This window comes from Mycobacterium shimoidei, from assembly GCF_900417275.1.
Classification (GTDB): Bacteria; Actinomycetota; Actinomycetes; order Mycobacteriales; family Mycobacteriaceae; genus Mycobacterium; species Mycobacterium shimoidei.
In genome coordinates, this window is sequence record NZ_UEGW01000001.1 from 660,480 (window position 1) to 675,928 (window position 15,449).

16 protein-coding genes are annotated in these 15,449 nt (G+C 66.6%); 4 read left to right on the top strand and 12 right to left on the bottom strand.

The window, feature by feature from the left end; all coding sequences use genetic code 11:
* Together MSP7336_RS03270 and MSP7336_RS03275 are read left to right on the top strand one after the other, a co-directional pair.
* Window positions 1–780, top strand: coding sequence for a site-2 protease family protein (locus tag MSP7336_RS03270; RefSeq protein ID WP_113963028.1), 780 nt, complete (start codon window positions 1–3; stop codon window positions 778–780).
* A gap of 48 nt (window positions 781–828) precedes the next feature.
* Window positions 829–1,689, top strand: coding sequence for a cation diffusion facilitator family transporter (locus MSP7336_RS03275; RefSeq protein WP_244917405.1), 861 nt, complete (start codon window positions 829–831; stop codon window positions 1,687–1,689).
* Here the strand turns inward: MSP7336_RS03275 and MSP7336_RS03280 are convergent.
* Window positions 1,686–2,102, bottom strand: coding sequence for a DUF3151 domain-containing protein (locus MSP7336_RS03280; RefSeq protein ID WP_069395962.1), 417 nt, complete (start codon window positions 2,100–2,102; stop codon window positions 1,686–1,688). The genes MSP7336_RS03275 and MSP7336_RS03280 overlap by 4 nt on opposite strands.
* A gap of 115 nt (window positions 2,103–2,217) precedes the next feature.
* Here MSP7336_RS03280 and MSP7336_RS03285 point away from each other — a divergent pair, with 115 nt between their 5' ends.
* Complete coding sequence (locus MSP7336_RS03285) at window positions 2,218–3,039, top strand: Rv0361 family membrane protein (protein ID WP_069395963.1); 822 nt, start codon at window positions 2,218–2,220, stop codon at window positions 3,037–3,039.
* On the opposite strand, the gene fbaA is transcribed toward MSP7336_RS03285, so the two are convergent.
* Window positions 3,036–4,073, bottom strand: a complete 1,038-nt coding sequence (fbaA, locus tag MSP7336_RS03290) for a class II fructose-bisphosphate aldolase (RefSeq protein ID WP_113963030.1) — start codon at window positions 4,071–4,073, stop codon at window positions 3,036–3,038. The two genes, MSP7336_RS03285 and fbaA, sit on opposite strands and share 4 nt — an antisense overlap.
* A gap of 98 nt (window positions 4,074–4,171) precedes the next feature.
* Between fbaA and MSP7336_RS03295 the strand changes: the two genes are divergently transcribed.
* Window positions 4,172–4,855, top strand: coding sequence for a VTT domain-containing protein (locus MSP7336_RS03295; protein ID WP_113964752.1), 684 nt, complete (start codon window positions 4,172–4,174; stop codon window positions 4,853–4,855).
* An 81-nt stretch (window positions 4,856–4,936) separates the two neighbouring features.
* Here MSP7336_RS03295 and MSP7336_RS24410 read toward each other — a convergent pair whose 3' ends face one another.
* The 10 genes from MSP7336_RS24410 to MSP7336_RS03345 are packed head-to-tail and all read right to left on the bottom strand — an operon-like array spanning window position 4,937 to window position 15,397.
* The gene (locus MSP7336_RS24410) at window positions 4,937–6,289 is read right to left on the bottom strand and encodes a 3-oxoacid CoA-transferase (protein ID WP_113963031.1); all 1,353 of its coding nucleotides are present in this window, start codon (window positions 6,287–6,289) and stop codon (window positions 4,937–4,939) included.
* Window positions 6,286–7,419, bottom strand: coding sequence for a glycoside hydrolase family 76 protein (locus tag MSP7336_RS03305; RefSeq protein WP_069395966.1), 1,134 nt, complete (start codon window positions 7,417–7,419; stop codon window positions 6,286–6,288). The genes MSP7336_RS24410 and MSP7336_RS03305 overlap by 4 nt, the downstream gene beginning before the upstream one ends.
* Entirely contained in the window at window positions 7,356–8,624 is a 1,269-nt protein-coding gene (locus tag MSP7336_RS03310; RefSeq protein ID WP_113963032.1) for a vWA domain-containing protein, read from the bottom strand. The genes MSP7336_RS03305 and MSP7336_RS03310 overlap by 64 nt, the downstream gene beginning before the upstream one ends.
* Window positions 8,621–9,226: an SRPBCC family protein gene (locus MSP7336_RS03315; RefSeq protein WP_069395968.1), complete on the bottom strand. Its 606-nt coding sequence runs from the start codon at window positions 9,224–9,226 to the stop codon at window positions 8,621–8,623. The genes MSP7336_RS03310 and MSP7336_RS03315 overlap by 4 nt, the downstream gene beginning before the upstream one ends.
* 18 nt (window positions 9,227–9,244) lie before the next feature.
* Complete coding sequence (locus tag MSP7336_RS03320) at window positions 9,245–10,114, bottom strand: AAA family ATPase (protein ID WP_113964753.1); 870 nt, start codon at window positions 10,112–10,114, stop codon at window positions 9,245–9,247.
* A 5-nt stretch (window positions 10,115–10,119) separates the two neighbouring features.
* The gene (locus MSP7336_RS03325; protein ID WP_113963033.1) at window positions 10,120–10,707 is read right to left on the bottom strand and encodes a nucleotidyltransferase family protein; all 588 of its coding nucleotides are present in this window, start codon (window positions 10,705–10,707) and stop codon (window positions 10,120–10,122) included.
* Window positions 10,704–11,597, bottom strand: a complete 894-nt coding sequence (locus MSP7336_RS03330; RefSeq protein WP_069395970.1) for an XdhC family protein — start codon at window positions 11,595–11,597, stop codon at window positions 10,704–10,706. Before MSP7336_RS03330 ends, MSP7336_RS03325 begins: the two co-directional genes overlap by 4 nt.
* Window positions 11,598–11,616: 19 nt before the next feature.
* The gene (locus MSP7336_RS03335) at window positions 11,617–14,016 is read right to left on the bottom strand and encodes an aerobic carbon-monoxide dehydrogenase large subunit (protein ID WP_069395971.1); all 2,400 of its coding nucleotides are present in this window, start codon (window positions 14,014–14,016) and stop codon (window positions 11,617–11,619) included.
* Window positions 14,013–14,504 (bottom strand): (2Fe-2S)-binding protein, encoded by a 492-nt coding sequence (locus MSP7336_RS03340; protein ID WP_069395972.1) that lies wholly within the window; start codon window positions 14,502–14,504, stop codon window positions 14,013–14,015. Before MSP7336_RS03340 ends, MSP7336_RS03335 begins: the two co-directional genes overlap by 4 nt.
* 2 nt (window positions 14,505–14,506) lie before the next feature.
* A complete protein-coding gene (locus MSP7336_RS03345) occupies window positions 14,507–15,397 on the bottom strand; it encodes an FAD binding domain-containing protein (RefSeq protein ID WP_069395973.1) in 891 nt (296 codons plus the stop codon).
* Between the last annotated feature and the right edge of the window lie 52 nt (window positions 15,398–15,449).

A 15,449-nucleotide genomic window follows, 5' to 3' on the forward strand; every position in this document is an offset into this window, starting at 1 on the left:
GTGAGCATCGACAACCTGCATCAATCGGTGCGACCCAGCCCGATCTTTTTGGCGTTCGTCGGCCTGACCTTGGCCGGCGGGGTGCTGGCGTGGTGGGACGGCGCTGACCTCGGGGCGCTGGCTTACATCGGAGTGTTCATCTTGGTGATCGCCGGCTGGCTGGTGTCGCTGTGTCTGCACGAGTTCGGCCATGCGGTGACGGCTTGGCGTTTCGGTGATCGTGACGTCGCCGTGCGGGGTTATCTGACGCTGGATCCGCGCAAGTACAGCGCCCCGTTGCTGTCGCTGGGGTTGCCGATGCTGTTCATCGCGCTGGGGGGCATCGGGCTGCCGGGCGCCGCGGTGTATCTGCGCACCTCGTTCATGCCGGCGGCCCGGCGCACGATCGTCAGCCTGGCCGGACCGTCGGCCAACCTGGTGTTGGCCGTCGTGTTGCTGGTAGCAACCCGGTTGTTTTTCGACCCGGCGCACCCGGTGCTGTGGGCCGGCATCGCGTTCTTGGGGTTTCTGCAGGTCACCGCGGTCCTGCTGAACCTGCTGCCCATCCCGGGCTTCGACGGTTACGCCGCGATGGAACCGTATTTGAGCCCGCAGACCCAGCGCGCGGCCGAACCGTTCAAGCAGTACGGCTGGTTGTTCCTCGTTGTCTTGTTGGTGGCGCCGGCACTGAATCTGTGGTTCTTCGGGATCGTCGACTGGTTTTACGGGCTGTCGGGGGTACCGTCCGCGCTGGCCGGGACCGGCAGCCGGCTGACCCGGTTCTGGAGCGCCTGGGTCTGACCCACAGACGGGTTGCAATATATGCGTACATGCGCATATATTTGTGGAATGCCTGTGAGCAGCAGCCGAGTGTCCAGGATGCTCATCGCGGCGACGATCCTGACGGCATTCTTCGCCGTCGAGGTGATCACCGCGCTGACCATCGACTCGATGGCGCTGCTGGCCGACGCCGGACACATCCTGACCGACGTGGTCGCGACGGTCATCGGCCTGATCGCCCTGCTGATGGCCCGTCGCGGCAGCTCATCAGCTGCTCGCACCTACGGATGGCATCGCGCGGAGGTGTTCACCGCGGTGGCCAACGCCGTGCTGTTGATCGGGGTGGCGGCGGTGATCCTCGACGAGTCGATCAAGCGGATCGGTAATGCGCCGGCGGTGCCGGGTGTGCCGATGATCGTGGTGGCGCTGGTCGGGCTGGGCGCCAACCTGGCGGTCGCACTGCTGCTGCGCTCCCACGCCACCGGCAGCCTGGCGGTCAAGGGCGCCTACCTGGAGGTGATCGCCGACACCGTGGGCACCATCGGGGTGCTTGCCGCCGGGCTGGTCACGGTGACGACGCACTGGCCCTACGCCGACGTCGTGGTGGCCGTCGTCGTCGCGTTGTGGGTGCTGCCTCGAGCGCTGTCGCTCGCCCGCGACGCGCTGCGCATCTTGTCGGAAACCTCGCCGAGCCACCTCGATGTCGACGAGCTGCGTGCGGCGCTTCGCGCCGTCGACGGTGTGACCGGCGTGCACGATCTGCACGTGTGGACGCTGGCGCCCGGCAGGGACATGATCACCGCGCATCTGAGCAGCCGCGGCGATGCCGCCCGGGTGCTCGACGACGCACGTGCGGCGTTGAGCGCCTACGGATTGCGGCACGCCACCATCCAGATCGAAACGTCCAGCGACTGCTCGACGAGCTGCTAACTCAACCCGAGGGCCGGCCGCGCGGCCGGGTCACAGTCGTCGAGCAGGTCCAGGCAGCGCTGTAATTCGTCGGTCTCCCCGATGGCCTCGGCGGCGCGCGCCAAGGCGGCCACGCAGCGCAGGAAGCCCCGGTTCGGCTCGTGCGAATAAGGGACCGGGCCGAACCCCTTCCAGCCGTTGCGCCGCAGCTGATCCAGGCCACGGTGGTAGCCGGTACGGGCATAGGCGTAGGCGGTGACGGCCTGGTCGTCGGACAGCGCATCTTCGGCCAGCACCGCCCAGGCCACCGAGGCCGCGGGGTGCGCAGCGGCGACGATTGCGGGTTTCTCGCCGGCGAGCAGCTCAGCCTCGGCGGCGCTGTCCCCCGGCAGCAAGATCGGATCCGGTCCCAGCAGATCGCCCATCCGCGTCATAGGGTTCATTGTGCCGTGCTGTGCGGTGGCGATCGCAAGCGTGGCGGCACCGGGCGCGGCGGGAGATCGCTAAGCTCCAAATACGGAATCAAAAACGGGGAGGACAGTAGCGACCATGCCCAACCCACCAGGGCCTGACCGCGATGACAGGACCGCGGCCCGATTCGGTCCAGACGACGCCGATTCCGCCCAGGCCAACGCCGGCCCCGGTGAGGAGGACACCGAGCCCTACCGAAGGGCGCCGTCGGACGCTGAGCCGGCGACCGAGGTGATCGCCGAGGCCCCAGACCGCGAGCAGGACAGCTCGGGACCGCAGCGGCAGCAGCGCGAACGCCGTTTCACCGCACCGGGTTTCGATGCCAAAGAGACGACCGTGATCGACACGCCGGCGGATCCGGCCACCGAGGTGTTCGAGCAAGGGCAGCAATCGCCGAGAACCGCTATGCCGCAAGCGATTCCACCTCGGCTGGGGGTCAAACTACCGTCCACCCACCGTAGTTGGGGCTGGGTGCTGGCGCTGATCCTGATCATCTTGGCGTTGGCGGCCATCGCCGTGATGGCGACCGTGCTGCTGACCCACGGCCACAAACGGAAGGCCGCCTCACAGGAGGAGATGGTCCGCAGCACTATTCAGCGCTTCGACGTCGCGGTGCAAAACGGCGACCTGGCCACACTGCGCAGTCTGACCTGCGGCGACATCCGCGACGGCTATGTCAGTTACGACGAGAAGGCCTGGAAGGAGACCTACCAGCGGGTCGCCGCGGCCAAGCAGTATCCGGTGGTCGCCAGCATCGATCAGGTCGTCGTCGACGACGGCCACGCCGAGGCCAACGTCACCGCGTTCATGGCCTATGCCCCGCAGACCCGCTCGACCCGCAGCTTCGACCTGCAGTACCGCGACGACCAGTGGAAGATCTGCCAGTCCAGTACCGGCTAGTTTGAGCTGACCGACTTTCCGGCGCAGTGCAAGTCGTTGCACGCCTCGATGACCCGCTCGGTCATTGAGGCCTCGGCTTTCTTCAGGTAGCTGCGCGGGTCGTAGACCTTCTTGTTGCCCACCTCGCCGTCGACCTTGAGCACGCCGTCGTAATTGGTGAACATGTGCGCGGCGACCGGCCGGGTGAACGCGTACTGGGTGTCGGTGTCGACGTTCATCTTCACCACGCCGTAGCGCAGCGCCTCTTCGATCTCCGACTTCTCTGATCCCGAGCCGCCGTGGAACACGAAGTCGAACGGCTTGGCGCCGTCGGGCAACCCGAGTTTGGCCGCCGCCACCTTCTGCCCTTGGGCCAGGATGTCCGGGCGCAGCTTGACGTTGCCGGGCTTGTAGACGCCGTGCACGTTGCCGAACGTCGCGGCCAGCAGGTACTTGCCGTGTTCACCGGCGCCGAGCACGTCGATGGTTTTCTCGAAGTCCTCCGGGGTGGTGTAGAGCTTGTCGTTGATCTCGTTGGCCACGCCGTCCTCTTCGCCGCCCACCACGCCGATCTCGATCTCCAGGATGATCTTGGCGGCTGAGGCTTCTTTGAGCAGTTGGCGGGCGACGTCGAGGTTCTCGTCGATCGGCACCGCCGAACCGTCCCACATGTGCGATCCGAACAGCGGGTTCTTGCCGGCGGCCACCCGCTCGGACGAGATGGCCAGCAGCGGCCGGACGTAGCCGGCCAACTTGTCCTTGGGGCAGTGGTCGGTGTGCAGGGCGACGTTGATCGGATACTTCTCGGCGATGACGTGGGCGAACTCGGCCAGGGCGACCGCCCCGGTCACCATGTCCTTCACGCCCAGGCCCGAAGCGAACTCGGCGCCGCCGGTGGAGAACTGGATGATGCCGTCACTGCCGGCGTCAGCAAAACCCTTGATCGCGGCGTTAACGGTCTCCGAGGACGTGCAGTTGATGGCCGGGAAGGCATAGGAGTTCTCCTTGGCGCGCCGCAGCATCTCTGCGTACACCTCGGGCGTTGCGATGGGCATGAGGCTTCCTTCCTCGGCAACCGTGTGCGGCTAAGTATCCCAACAGCGGCCCGGCGTCGACAGAGCGCCCAGGACCCGCCGGTATGTTGGGAAACGATATGACTACCACCCTGGCCGCAATGCCCAATCTGCTCGACCCGATGTATTGGTTGGGCGCCGACGGTGTGTTCGGGCACGCGGTGCTACCGGGCATCCTGATCATCGTCTTCATCGAGACCGGTCTGCTGTTTCCCCTGTTGCCAGGTGAATCGCTGCTGTTCACCGGGGGTCTGTTGGCGGCCAGCGCCCATCCGCCGGTCAGCATCGAGGTGTTGGCAACCTGCGTTGCCGTGGTCGCGGTCCTCGGTGATCAGACCGGGTATCTCATCGGGCGCCGGATCGGCCCGGCCCTGTTCAAAAAGGAAGATTCCCGCTTTTTCAAGAGGCACTACGTCACCGAGTCGCACGCGTTCTTCGAAAAGTACGGGCCGATGGCCATCATCCTGGCCCGGTTCATGCCGTTCGTGCGCACATTCACCCCGGTGGTCGCCGGGGTGTCCTACATGCGTTACCCGGTGTTTTTAGGGTTCGACATCATCGGCGGTATCGCCTGGGGTGCCGGCGCCACGCTGGCCGGCTACTTCCTGGGGAATGTGAGCTTCGTGCATCAGAACCTGGAAAAGATCATCCTGAGCATCCTGTTCATCTCACTGCTGCCCGCGTTGATCTCGGCGGCGCGGGTGTGGCTGCGGCGCCGACGGACACCGGAGGAGCCTCGCGAGCAGCTGCCGGTCGCCGAATGAGCACCGAGATCGACGTTGGCGCGACGTCTACTCGCACTTTTGCGCGCTGGTGTCGATCTCGCGCGAAATAACGCGACGTAACTAGCGCAGGGCGACGGTGAAATCGCAGCCCGTCTTGGCGCGCACTTCCTCGACCGTCACCCCCGGATGTAATTCCTTGAGCACAAGTCCTTTTCCCGGCTCGACGTCGAAGACGCACAGGTCGGTGATGATCATGTCGACCACGCCCTTGCCGGTCAGCGGCAATGTGCATTGCTTGAGGATCTTGGGGCTGCCGTCCTTGGCCGCGTGATCCATCACGACGATCACTCGTTTGACACCTGACACCAAATCCATTGCGCCGCCGGGTCCTTTGACCATCTTGCCGGGCACCATCCAATTGGCCAGGTCGCCGTTCTCGGCAACCTGTAGGCCGCCGAGGATGGACAGGTCGATATGGCCGCCGCGGATCATGGCGAAGGAATCGGCACTGGAGAAAAAACTCGAGCCGGGGATGCTGGTGATGGTCTGCTTGCCGGCGTTGATCAGATCGGGGTCCACCTCGTCTTCGGTCGGGTAGGCGCCGATGCCGAGCAGACCGTTCTCCGACTGCAGCGTCACGTTGATGTCGTCGGGAATGAAGTTGGCCACCAACGTCGGAATGCCGATGCCCAGATTCACGTAATAGCCGTCGCGCAGTTCGGCGGCGGCGCGCTGGGCCATCCGCTCGCGGATAGGGCTGTCGTGTTTGAGCGCGGCGCCGTTGCTGGTGGTGCGGAACTCGATGCGCTTCTCGTAGTTGGTTCCCTCGATGATGCGGTCGACGTAGATGCCGGGGGTATGGATCAGGTCGGGATCCAGGTCGCCGAGCTCCACCAGCTCTTCCACCTCGGCGACTGTCACCGCGGCGCAGGTCGCGATCATCGGATTGAAGTTGCGCGCCGTTTTGCGGTAGACGAGGTTTCCGGCCGGATCACCCTTCCACGCCTTGATGATCGCCACGTCGGCGCGGATGCCTTCTTCCAGAACGTATTCGGTGCCGTCGAAGACCCGGGTGTCTTTGCCTTCGGTGAGAGTGGTGCCGTAGCCGGTGCGGGTGTAGAAACCGGGAATCCCGGCGCCGCCGGCGCGCAACTTCTCCGCCAGCGTTCCCTGCGGGGTGAGGGTGAGGTCCAGCTCGCCGGACAACACCTGCCGCTCGAACTCTTTGTTCTCGCCGACATAGGAGGCGATCACCTTCTTCACCTGCCGCGCCTTGAGCAGCAGGCCCATGCCGAAATCGTCCACACCGGCGTTGTTTCCGACGATCGTGAGGTCCTTGACGCCGCTGTCGACGAGGGCCTGGATCAAATTCTCCGGAATGCCACACAGACCGAAGCCGCCCGCCGCGATGGTTATGCCGTCCTTCAGTAGGCCCTGCAGAGCGGACTGGGCGTCGCGGTGGACTTTACTCACAGATTGGTCCTCTCCTGGTCCGGTGCCTCCGCCGCGCTGACAGCATATGCGGCCTCCATCAGCATCCAGCCGGACAGCTGCACCGACAAATCGCGCTCGGCCACCTCTGAGCCGCTCACTGCCCCGTCGACGAATTCGGCCTGCTTGCCCAGCGCGGTGGGCAGCTGGGCGGGCCGATCCCAGAACGCGCCGAACAGCGGCAGCCCCTTGACGGTCTGCCGGTTGTCCCACGCGGACTGCGCCGACGACAGCACCAGATCGCCGGCGGTTTCGCGGGCCGCGGCATCTTCGGGGCTGTCCCCCGGCAATGTGGTGGCCACCAGCGCCAGGTAGCGGGCGGTGATCCCGGCGAACAGGCCGCCGTCACCGCCCCCCGCGCCCCGCAGTACACCGGACGGCGCCATGTGCTCGGCGACGGCCGCGACCAGACGGTGCACCCGCTGGGCATGCCGCTCGGCGCCGGTGCGCACGGCCAGTTCGGTTTCCAGGCCCAGCACCACGCCCTGGCAGTAGGTGTACTGGGCGCGGACCAGCGAACCGGCCTTGATGCCGTCGAACACCAGGTGCGTTTCCGGGTCGATCAGCGTGGCGTCGATCCAGTCGGCCATTTTTTGGGCGCGCTCGAGCCGGTCGCCGTAGCGCGCCAGAAAGATCCCGGCCGGGCCGTTGGCGGGAGCATTGAAGAATTGGTCCTGCTTGCGCCACGGGATGCCGCCGCCGTCTTCGGGCACCCAGGCTTTGACGAATTGGTCCATCAGCTTGTCCAGTGCCCGATGCCGGTCGATGCCGGTGACCCGGCAGGCCCGCTCGAGCGCCAGCGCCAGCCACGCCATGTCGTCGTAATAGTTGTTGACCCAGGATCCGTTGTTGCGCAGTCGGTGTGAGCGGATCTGCCGCCGGATTTTCTTGCGCCGCTCGGGTTGCGGGTCGCGCAGCTCCGCGTCGATCAAGCAGTCCAGCAGATGGGCCTGCCACCAGTAGTGCCAGCCGCCGAACCAGCGGTCGCGTCGGGTCGGTGGCCAGGCCACCACGCCCAATTGGGTGCCCGGTAGCGCCCAGAGTCGTTTCAGATGCCGGCTCGTGACGGCGGCTTCGGAGCTGACCGCCCGGTTGGCCCATACCTGATCCATGGGAACCGATCCTGCCCTGCCGGTTGAGCGGAAGCCAACGCCAGGAACAGTTGCTGCAGCCCGGTCAGCGAATGCGCCGGCAAGAACAGATCGCAATAGGGCAGGGCGGCGGCCATCGATCCGGCCAACGGCTGGAAGTCACGTTGCGCGGCTCGCGGATTGAGCCAGACCAGCAGCTCGGCGCGCCGGTGTACCCGGGCCAGCGCATGAGCGAGCAGGTCAGGGGGATAGCTGTCCCAGCCGTCCGAGGCGACGATCACCACCGCGCCGCGCAGCAGGTTGCCGTGCGGCGCGGTCAACAGGGCGCCGAGACTGCGTGCGATGTGCGTGCCGCTGTAGCGGTCGGTGACCTTGGCGTTGGCCCGCTCCAGTGCCACCTCGGGCGAGCGGTGGGATAGCACGGCCGTGAGCCGGGTCAGCGATGTCGAGAACGCGAACACCTCGGGCCGGATCCCGGCCCGGCGCAGCACCGCGGCCCGCATCAAATGCAGGTAGACCGTCGTGTAGGGCCGCATCGACCGGCTGACATCGCAGACCAGGACGACCCGCCGGTGTCGGCGACGCCGCCGGGTGCGGGCCAGGATCAGTGGTTCCCAGCCGGTCAGCTGCGACGCGTTCATCGTGCGGCGCAAGTCGATCGCTTTGCCGAGCGGACTCGGCTCGTGCCGCAGACTGTGCCGCCGGGGCCAGCGCGCCACCGACGCTTCCAGCCAGGATCCGAGCCGGCGGAGGTCGTCGCGGTCGAATTGATCGAACGGTTCGTCGGCCCGCGTGGCGAAGCGGCTGGGCAACAGCTCCGGTAGCGAGGGGCTGGGGTCGGTTCGGTCGAGTGTGGTTCCGGAGGCTCGGGTGGCCCAGGGCAGGGCGGCGGCGGATGGGCTGCCTGCCCTGTCTCGGCTTTCGGCGTGGGCCTGTTCGGTGCGCCGCGTCCGCTGCGGCGCGGGCGGATCGCCGACGACGGGGTCGCCGATGGTGGCCTCGAATACCGCGTCGAACGCGGCGAGATCCTCCATCCGGTTGATCAGGGTCAAGCGCACCGCCCAATACAGCTCTGAGCGGCTGTGCGGCAACAATTCTCGCAGCGCTTGCACGAAATTCGCCGGGCCACTGGGCGACACCAGCACGCCGACGCCACGCAGCCGCGCCGCCAGGGCCGTCGCGAATGCCGCTGCATCCACTCCCCGCAGCAGCCCGGCGCTGTTCATCGCCGGTGGCGAATGACCCACACCAGCGCGCCCAGCGCCAGCGCGAGCAGCAGCAGCGGAGAGTACTTTTTGAACCTGTTCGCGCCGGTGAGTTCGAGCAGGTCGATGGGAGCCGGCTCGGCGGCAGCGCTTTCGCCGGCCGGCGCCTGTTCGGGGCTGGTGGCGGACAACTTGGCTTCCAGTGAGTCGACGAACTGGGCCAAGAGCTTCTCCGACACTTGCTGCAACATCCCGCTGCCGAACTGGGCGAGCTTGCCGACGATCTTCAGGTCGGTGTCGACGGTGACGCGGGTGCGCTCGCCCTCGTCGTGCAGTTGGGTGATGACCGTGGCCGCGGCATTGCCGGTCCCTCTGGCCTCCTTGCCCTTGCCGTCGATGACCGCGCGGTGCTGGTCGCGGCTGCGCTCGACGAAATGGACCTTGCCGCTGAATTCGCTGGTCACCGGGCCGACTTTGACCTTCACGGTGCCGAGGTATTCCTCGCCGTCACGGCCGACCAGCGCCGCGCCGGGCATCAGCGGGACCACCTGCTCGAGGTCGGTCAGCACGTCCCAGGCCCGCTCGATCGGTGCGTTGACGGTGAATTCGTTGGCTATCTTCATCGCTGCATGCTTTCGTGATCAGGTGTTGCTGTACTCGGCAAAGGCGTCGTGGATCAGCGCACGGTCGTCGGGTGTCTTGGCCAGCGCGCCCAGGGTGGCCAGTGTATCCGGGTCGACCAGATCCGCTACGCCGAGCGAGACCAGGGCGGCGACCCAGTCGATGGTCTCCGCAACCCCCGGAGGCTTGTCGAGATCGAGATCGCGTGTGCGACCGACAAATTGGGTGGCGTTGTCGATCAGCGGCACGGTCGCCCCTGGCACCGTCCGGCGGACGATCGCGGCGGCCCGGTCCGGCGCCGGATAGTCGATCCAGTGGTACAGGCAACGCCGCCGCAGTGCGTCGTGCAGATCGCGGCTGCGGTTGGATGTCAGCACAGCGATCGGTGGGAATTCGGCCGCGAAGGTGCCCAATTCCGGGACCGTGACGGTGGATTCGCCGAGGAATTCCAATAACAGCGCCTCGAATTCGTCGTCGGCGCGGTCGATCTCGTCGATCAGCAGCACCGGTGCGGTGGGTCCCCGATGGCGCACGCACTGCAGTATCGGCCGGTCCACCAGGTACCGCTCACTGTAGAGGTCCGATTCCTCGATCCTGGTGCCACGCGCCTCGGCGAGCTTGATGCTCAGCAGCTGGCGTTGGTAGTTCCAGTCGTAGAGCGCCTCACGCGCGGTCAGCCCTTCATAACACTGCAGGCGCACCAGGGGCGTACCTAGCACCGCGGCAAGGGTTTTCGCCGCTGTGGTCTTGCCGACTCCGGGCTCACCCTCCAGCAGCAGTGGTCTGCCGATCCTGACCGCCAGAAAGATCGCCGACGCGGTGCCCATGTCAAGTAGGAAATCTTTGGCGTCGAACCGGCGGATCACGTCATCGACGTCGGTAAACAGCATCACCGTCACACCGATTCCAGTAGTCGCTGGTAGTCGTCCCAGGTGTCGACGTCGAGCGGAACGGCGCCGTCGACCGTGATTTCGTGGGCTACAACATCACCCGAATCGATCAGCTTCCAGATCGCCTTGTCACCGTGTAGTTGAGCGAGTTCACCGAATACGCTGCGGCTCAACCAAAACGGGTGACCGAGGCCATCGGCGTAGCGGCATACGGTGACCGGGCTTGCCGATCCTTCGTCGAGCAGTCGCCGTACCACCGCCGGGTCGATCCCGGGCTGGTCGCCCAGCATCAGCACGATCCCCGCGGCATCCGGGTGCACCCGGCCCAGCGCGACGCGCAGCGACCCCGCGCACCCGTCGCCGATGTCGTCGACGACCACCACGTCGAGCCCGTCCAGCGGTACCGCATCGCCGATGGCGGGCGCCGCCGCGCTCAGGGTGACGACGATCTGGTCGAAACCACAACGACGGGCGACGTCGAGCGTAGCGCCGAGCACAGTCGTATCCCGGTATGGGAGAAGCTGTTTGGGTGCACCGAGTCGTCTGGATCGCCCGGCTGCCAGCACGACACCGGTTGCCTGATGCGCGGTCATGCGCCGGCTTTCTCGGCCGCGAACGACTTCCGGCATGCCGCACCGCAGAACCAGTAGTCCTCGTCGTGCAGGCGCAGATGCTCGGTATCGGGCCCGATCGGCACGGTCATGCCGCACACCGGGTCAACGGCCTGTTCGGGCTTGGCATTGCTCGGCGCTTCCTCCGCCGCCCGGGACACCGGCAGACCGGCGACCCGGATTTGTTCGATGACTTCGGCGAGGATCGCCACCGCGATTTCGGCGGGCGTCTTGGCGCCGATCGGCAAGCCGACCGGAGTATGCACCCGGGCGCGCTCGGCGTCGGTGAGCTCTAGCCCGTCCAGGATCGACGCGCCCCGCACCTTGCTGGCCACCAGGCCGATGTATCCGATGCCGGCAGCCAGTGCGCCCCGGATGATTTGGGCTTCCGGGCCGCCGTGGGTGGCGATCACCACCGCGGTGGCACCGGCCAGCTCATCGGTGTCGTCGCGGGCCACCTCATAGCCGAGGACCGAACACAGTTGCGCGAGCGCGTCGGCTATCGGCGTTGCCCCGCAGATCCGGATCAGCGGCGCGGGCAGCCGGGGGGCCAGATAGATCTCCAGCGCACCACCGGACAGGCACGGGTTGACGACGACCCGCGCGCCGCGGGCCTCCGGAAAGTGGACGTCACCGTCGGGAAGCACGCGCAGCAGCACGCTTTCGCCCGCCTGCAGCGCACCGAGCGCTGCCTTGCGGACCGAGTTCTGCGCGCACTGGCCTCCGACGAACCCTTCAATCGTCCCGTCGGGCAACAGGATCGCCTCGTCGCCCGGCTGTGCTGAGGTCGGCGGCTGGGCGCGCACCACCGTTGCGTGCACGAACGGTGTCCGTGTCCGCAGCAGCTGAGCAACCCGCTCGTTAACCGTCACAGCTGTTTGTCCTTAAGTCCTAGATCGGGGGTCCCGCGCGGCCCTGCATGGCCTCCCACACTCGCGATGGTGTCAAGGGCATGTCGGCGTGCCGAACCCCGAACGGCGCCAATGCATCCACCACCGCATTCACCACCGCGGGTGGGGAGCCGACGGTGGCGGATTCGCCGATGCCCTTCGCGCCGATCGGGTGGTGCGGCGACGGCGTCACGGTGTGGCCGGTCTCCAGATGCGGCACCTCCACGGCGGTGGGGATGAGGTAGTCCATCAGCGATCCGCCCAGACAGTTGCCTTCCTCGTCGAAGGCGATCATCTCCATCAGCGCCATGCCGATGCCGTCGACGATTCCGCCGTGCACCTGGCCTTCAATGATCATCGGGTTGATCCGCGTGCCGCAGTCGTCGACGGCCAGGAAGCGACGCACCTTCACCACGCCGGTGCCCTTGTCGACGTCCACCACGCAGAAGTACGCGCCGTACGGATAGGTCAGGTTCGACGGGTTGTAGCAGACTTCGGCGTCCAGGCCTCCTTCGATGCCCTCGGGCAGATCGCCGGCACCGTGCGCGCGCATCGCGATGTCGGCCATGGTCACCGACGCCGACGGGTCACCCTTGACTCTGAAAGTGCCCTTCTCCCACTCCAAGTCGGCGACCGAAACCTCGAGCATGCCCGAGGCGATGATCTTCGCCTTGTCGCGCACCTTGCGGGCGACCAGCGCCGCGGCCCCACCCGATACCGGGGTCGACCGGCTGCCGTAGGTGCCCAACCCGAACGGGGTCTGATCGGTGTCGCCGTGCACGACCTCGATGTCGTCGGGAGGGATGCCCAGCTCCTCGGCGACGATCTGCGCGAACGTCGTCTCGTGGCCCTGGCCCTGGGTCTGAACCGAAAGCCGCAGCACGGCTTTGCCGGTCGGATGTATCCGCAGCTCACAGCCGTCGGCCATGCCGAGGCCCAGGATGTCCATGTCCTTGCGCGGCCCCGCCCCGACGGCCTCGGTGAAGAACGCCATGCCGATGCCCATCAGCTCGCCGCGCTCGCGCTTTTCTTTCTGCTCGGCGCGCAGTGCGTCGTAGCCGATCATGTCCATGGCCTTGCGCATGGTGGTTTCGTAGTCGCCCGAGTCGTACACCCAACCCGTCTTGGTGCGGTATGGGAATTGCTCGGGCCGCAACAAGTTTCGCAGTCGCAGCTCGGCCGGGTCCATCTTCAGCTCATAGGCCAGGCAGTCCACCAATCGTTCCACGAAGTACACCGCCTCGGTGATGCGGAACGAGCAGGCGTAGGCCACCCCGCCGGGCGCCTTGTTCGTGTAGACCGCGGTCTGGTGGCAGTAGGCCGCCTCGAGGTCATAGCTGCCGGTGAACACGCCGAAGAACCCGGCGGGGTACTTGACCGGCGCGGCTTGGCCGTTGAATGCACCGTGGTCGGCCAGCACATTGCACCGCAGTGCGAGGATCTTGCCGTCACTGGTGGCGGCGATCTCGCCGACCATGATGTAGTCCCGCGCGAAGCTGGTGGACGTCAGGTTCTCGCTGCGGTCCTCCACCCATTTGACCGGCTTGCCCAGCAGCAGCGAACCGACGATCGCGCAGACGTAGCCGGGGTAGATCGGCACCTTGTTGCCGAAGCCGCCGCCGATGTCCGGTGAGATCACCCGGATCTTGTGTTCGGGCAGGCCGGCGACCAAGGCGTAGAGCGTGCGGTGGGCGTGCGGCGCCTGCGAGGTGGTCCACAACGTCAACTTGCCGGTGACCGGGTCCAGATCGGCGACCGCGCCGCAGGTTTCCATCGGCGCCGGATGCACGCGGGGGTAGACCATCTCCTGCTTGACGACGACGTCGGCCTTAGCCAATACCGCCTCGGTGGCCGCGGCGTCACCGGTCTCCCAGTCGAAGATGTGGTTGTCGGTCTTGCCGTCGAGGTCGTCGCGGATCACCGGGGCGTCGGGGTCCAGCGCCTTGCGCGCGTCGACGACGGGGACCAGCGGTTCGTAGTCGACGTCGATCAATTCCAGGGCGTCGCGGGCCGAATACCGGTCCTCGGCAACGACGAACGCCACCTCCTGGCCCTGGAACCGCACCTTGTCGGTGGCCAGCACCGCCTGGACGTCGTTGGACAGGGTGGGCATCCAGGCCAGGCCCTTCTCGGCCAGATCGGCACCGGTCACCACGGCCTTGACCTTCGGGTGCGCCTGCGCCGCAGTCACATCGATGCTCGCGATACGGGCATGGGCATACGGCGAGCGCAAGATCGCCAGGTGCAGCATGCCGGGCAGCACCACGTCGTCGACGTAGGTGCCGCGGCCGCGGATGAATCGGGGATCCTCTTTGCGCAGCATGCGCCCGTGGCCGCACGGCTTTTGGTCGTTGTCGGCCAGATCTTCCGGCGACGGCGGCCGAGACTCGAGAGTTGTCATGACGTGACCTCCGCTGACTCCACTCCGGCCATGGGATGCTTCGCAGCCCACTGGATGGAGCGCACGATCGTGGTGTATCCGGTGCAGCGGCAGATCTGCCCGGAGATGGCTTCGCGGATGGTGTCTTCATCCGGGTCGGGGTTCTTGTCGAGCAGGGCGCGGGCGGTGATCATCATGCCGGGCGTGCAGAAACCGCATTGCAGCCCATGGCATTGCATGAAACCTTCCTGGACCGGGTCGAGCTGACCGTCGACCTCCAGTCCCTCCACGGTGCGGACGCTGTGTCCGCTGGCCATCGCGGCCAGCATCGTGCAGGACTTCACCGGCACCCCGTCCACATCCACCACGCAGGTGCCGCAGTTGCTGGTGTCGCAGCCCCAGTGGGTTCCGGTGAGCCGCAACTGGTCCCGCAGGAAGTGGACCAGCAGCATCCGTGGTTCGACATCGGCGCTGACTGGCTCGCCGTTGACCGTCATATTCACCTGCATAGCTAGTTCCCCTCTGGCTCAGGCATATTGCGAATTCGCTCGACCGCGGTTCGCAGCGTTCTGGTGGTCAGTTCGGCGGCCAGGTGACGCTTGTAGTCGGCGGTGCCGCGCACATCGGTCACCGGCTCGCACGCCTCGGCGGCGCCGGCACCGGCTTCGGCGAACACCTCTTCGGTGGCCGGCTTGCCGACAAGTGACTCGGACAGCGCGGCCAGCGCGGCTGCATCCGGATTGACCGCCGTCAGACCCACCCGGGCGGCGGCGATGGCGTCACCGTCGAGCGTGACCGCGGCGCCGGCCGCGGTGACTGCCCAGTCCCCGACTCGGCGCTCGACTTTCGCGTATGCGCTGGAAGTCTTGTGCCGCACAGGGATCCGAACCTCGACCAGAATCTCGTTGTGGGCCAACGAAGTTTCGTAGGGGCCCTGCAAGAAGTCGTCGATCGCGATCTCGCGCTCACCCGACGGCCCGCGGGCCAGGCAGGTGGCGTTGAGCACGGTGCACACGGTCGCCAGGTCCTCCGCCGGATCTGCCTGGCACAGCGACCCACCGACCGTGCCACGGTTGCGGACCACCGGATCGGCGATCACCCGTTCGGCGTCGCGGAAGATCGGGCACACCGCGGCCAAGTCGTCTGATTCCAGCACAGCGGCGTGCCGGGTCATCGCACCGATGCGGACCAGGGTCGGGTCGGTGATCACGTAGCCGAGTTCGGGCGCCAGGTCGTTGATGTCGACGAGATATTCGGGGTTGGCGATGCGCAGCTTCATCATCGGCAGCAGGCTGTGGCCGCCGGCGACGATCATCGCGCCGTCACCCAGCCGATCCAGCAACCCGATCGCGTGGTCGACGCTGGACGCACGTTCGTACTCGAAAGGGCCGGGAACTTGCATTGTGATCGACCTCACAATCCATCGAATGGATCCTCAGTGTCGATCGGTGCTG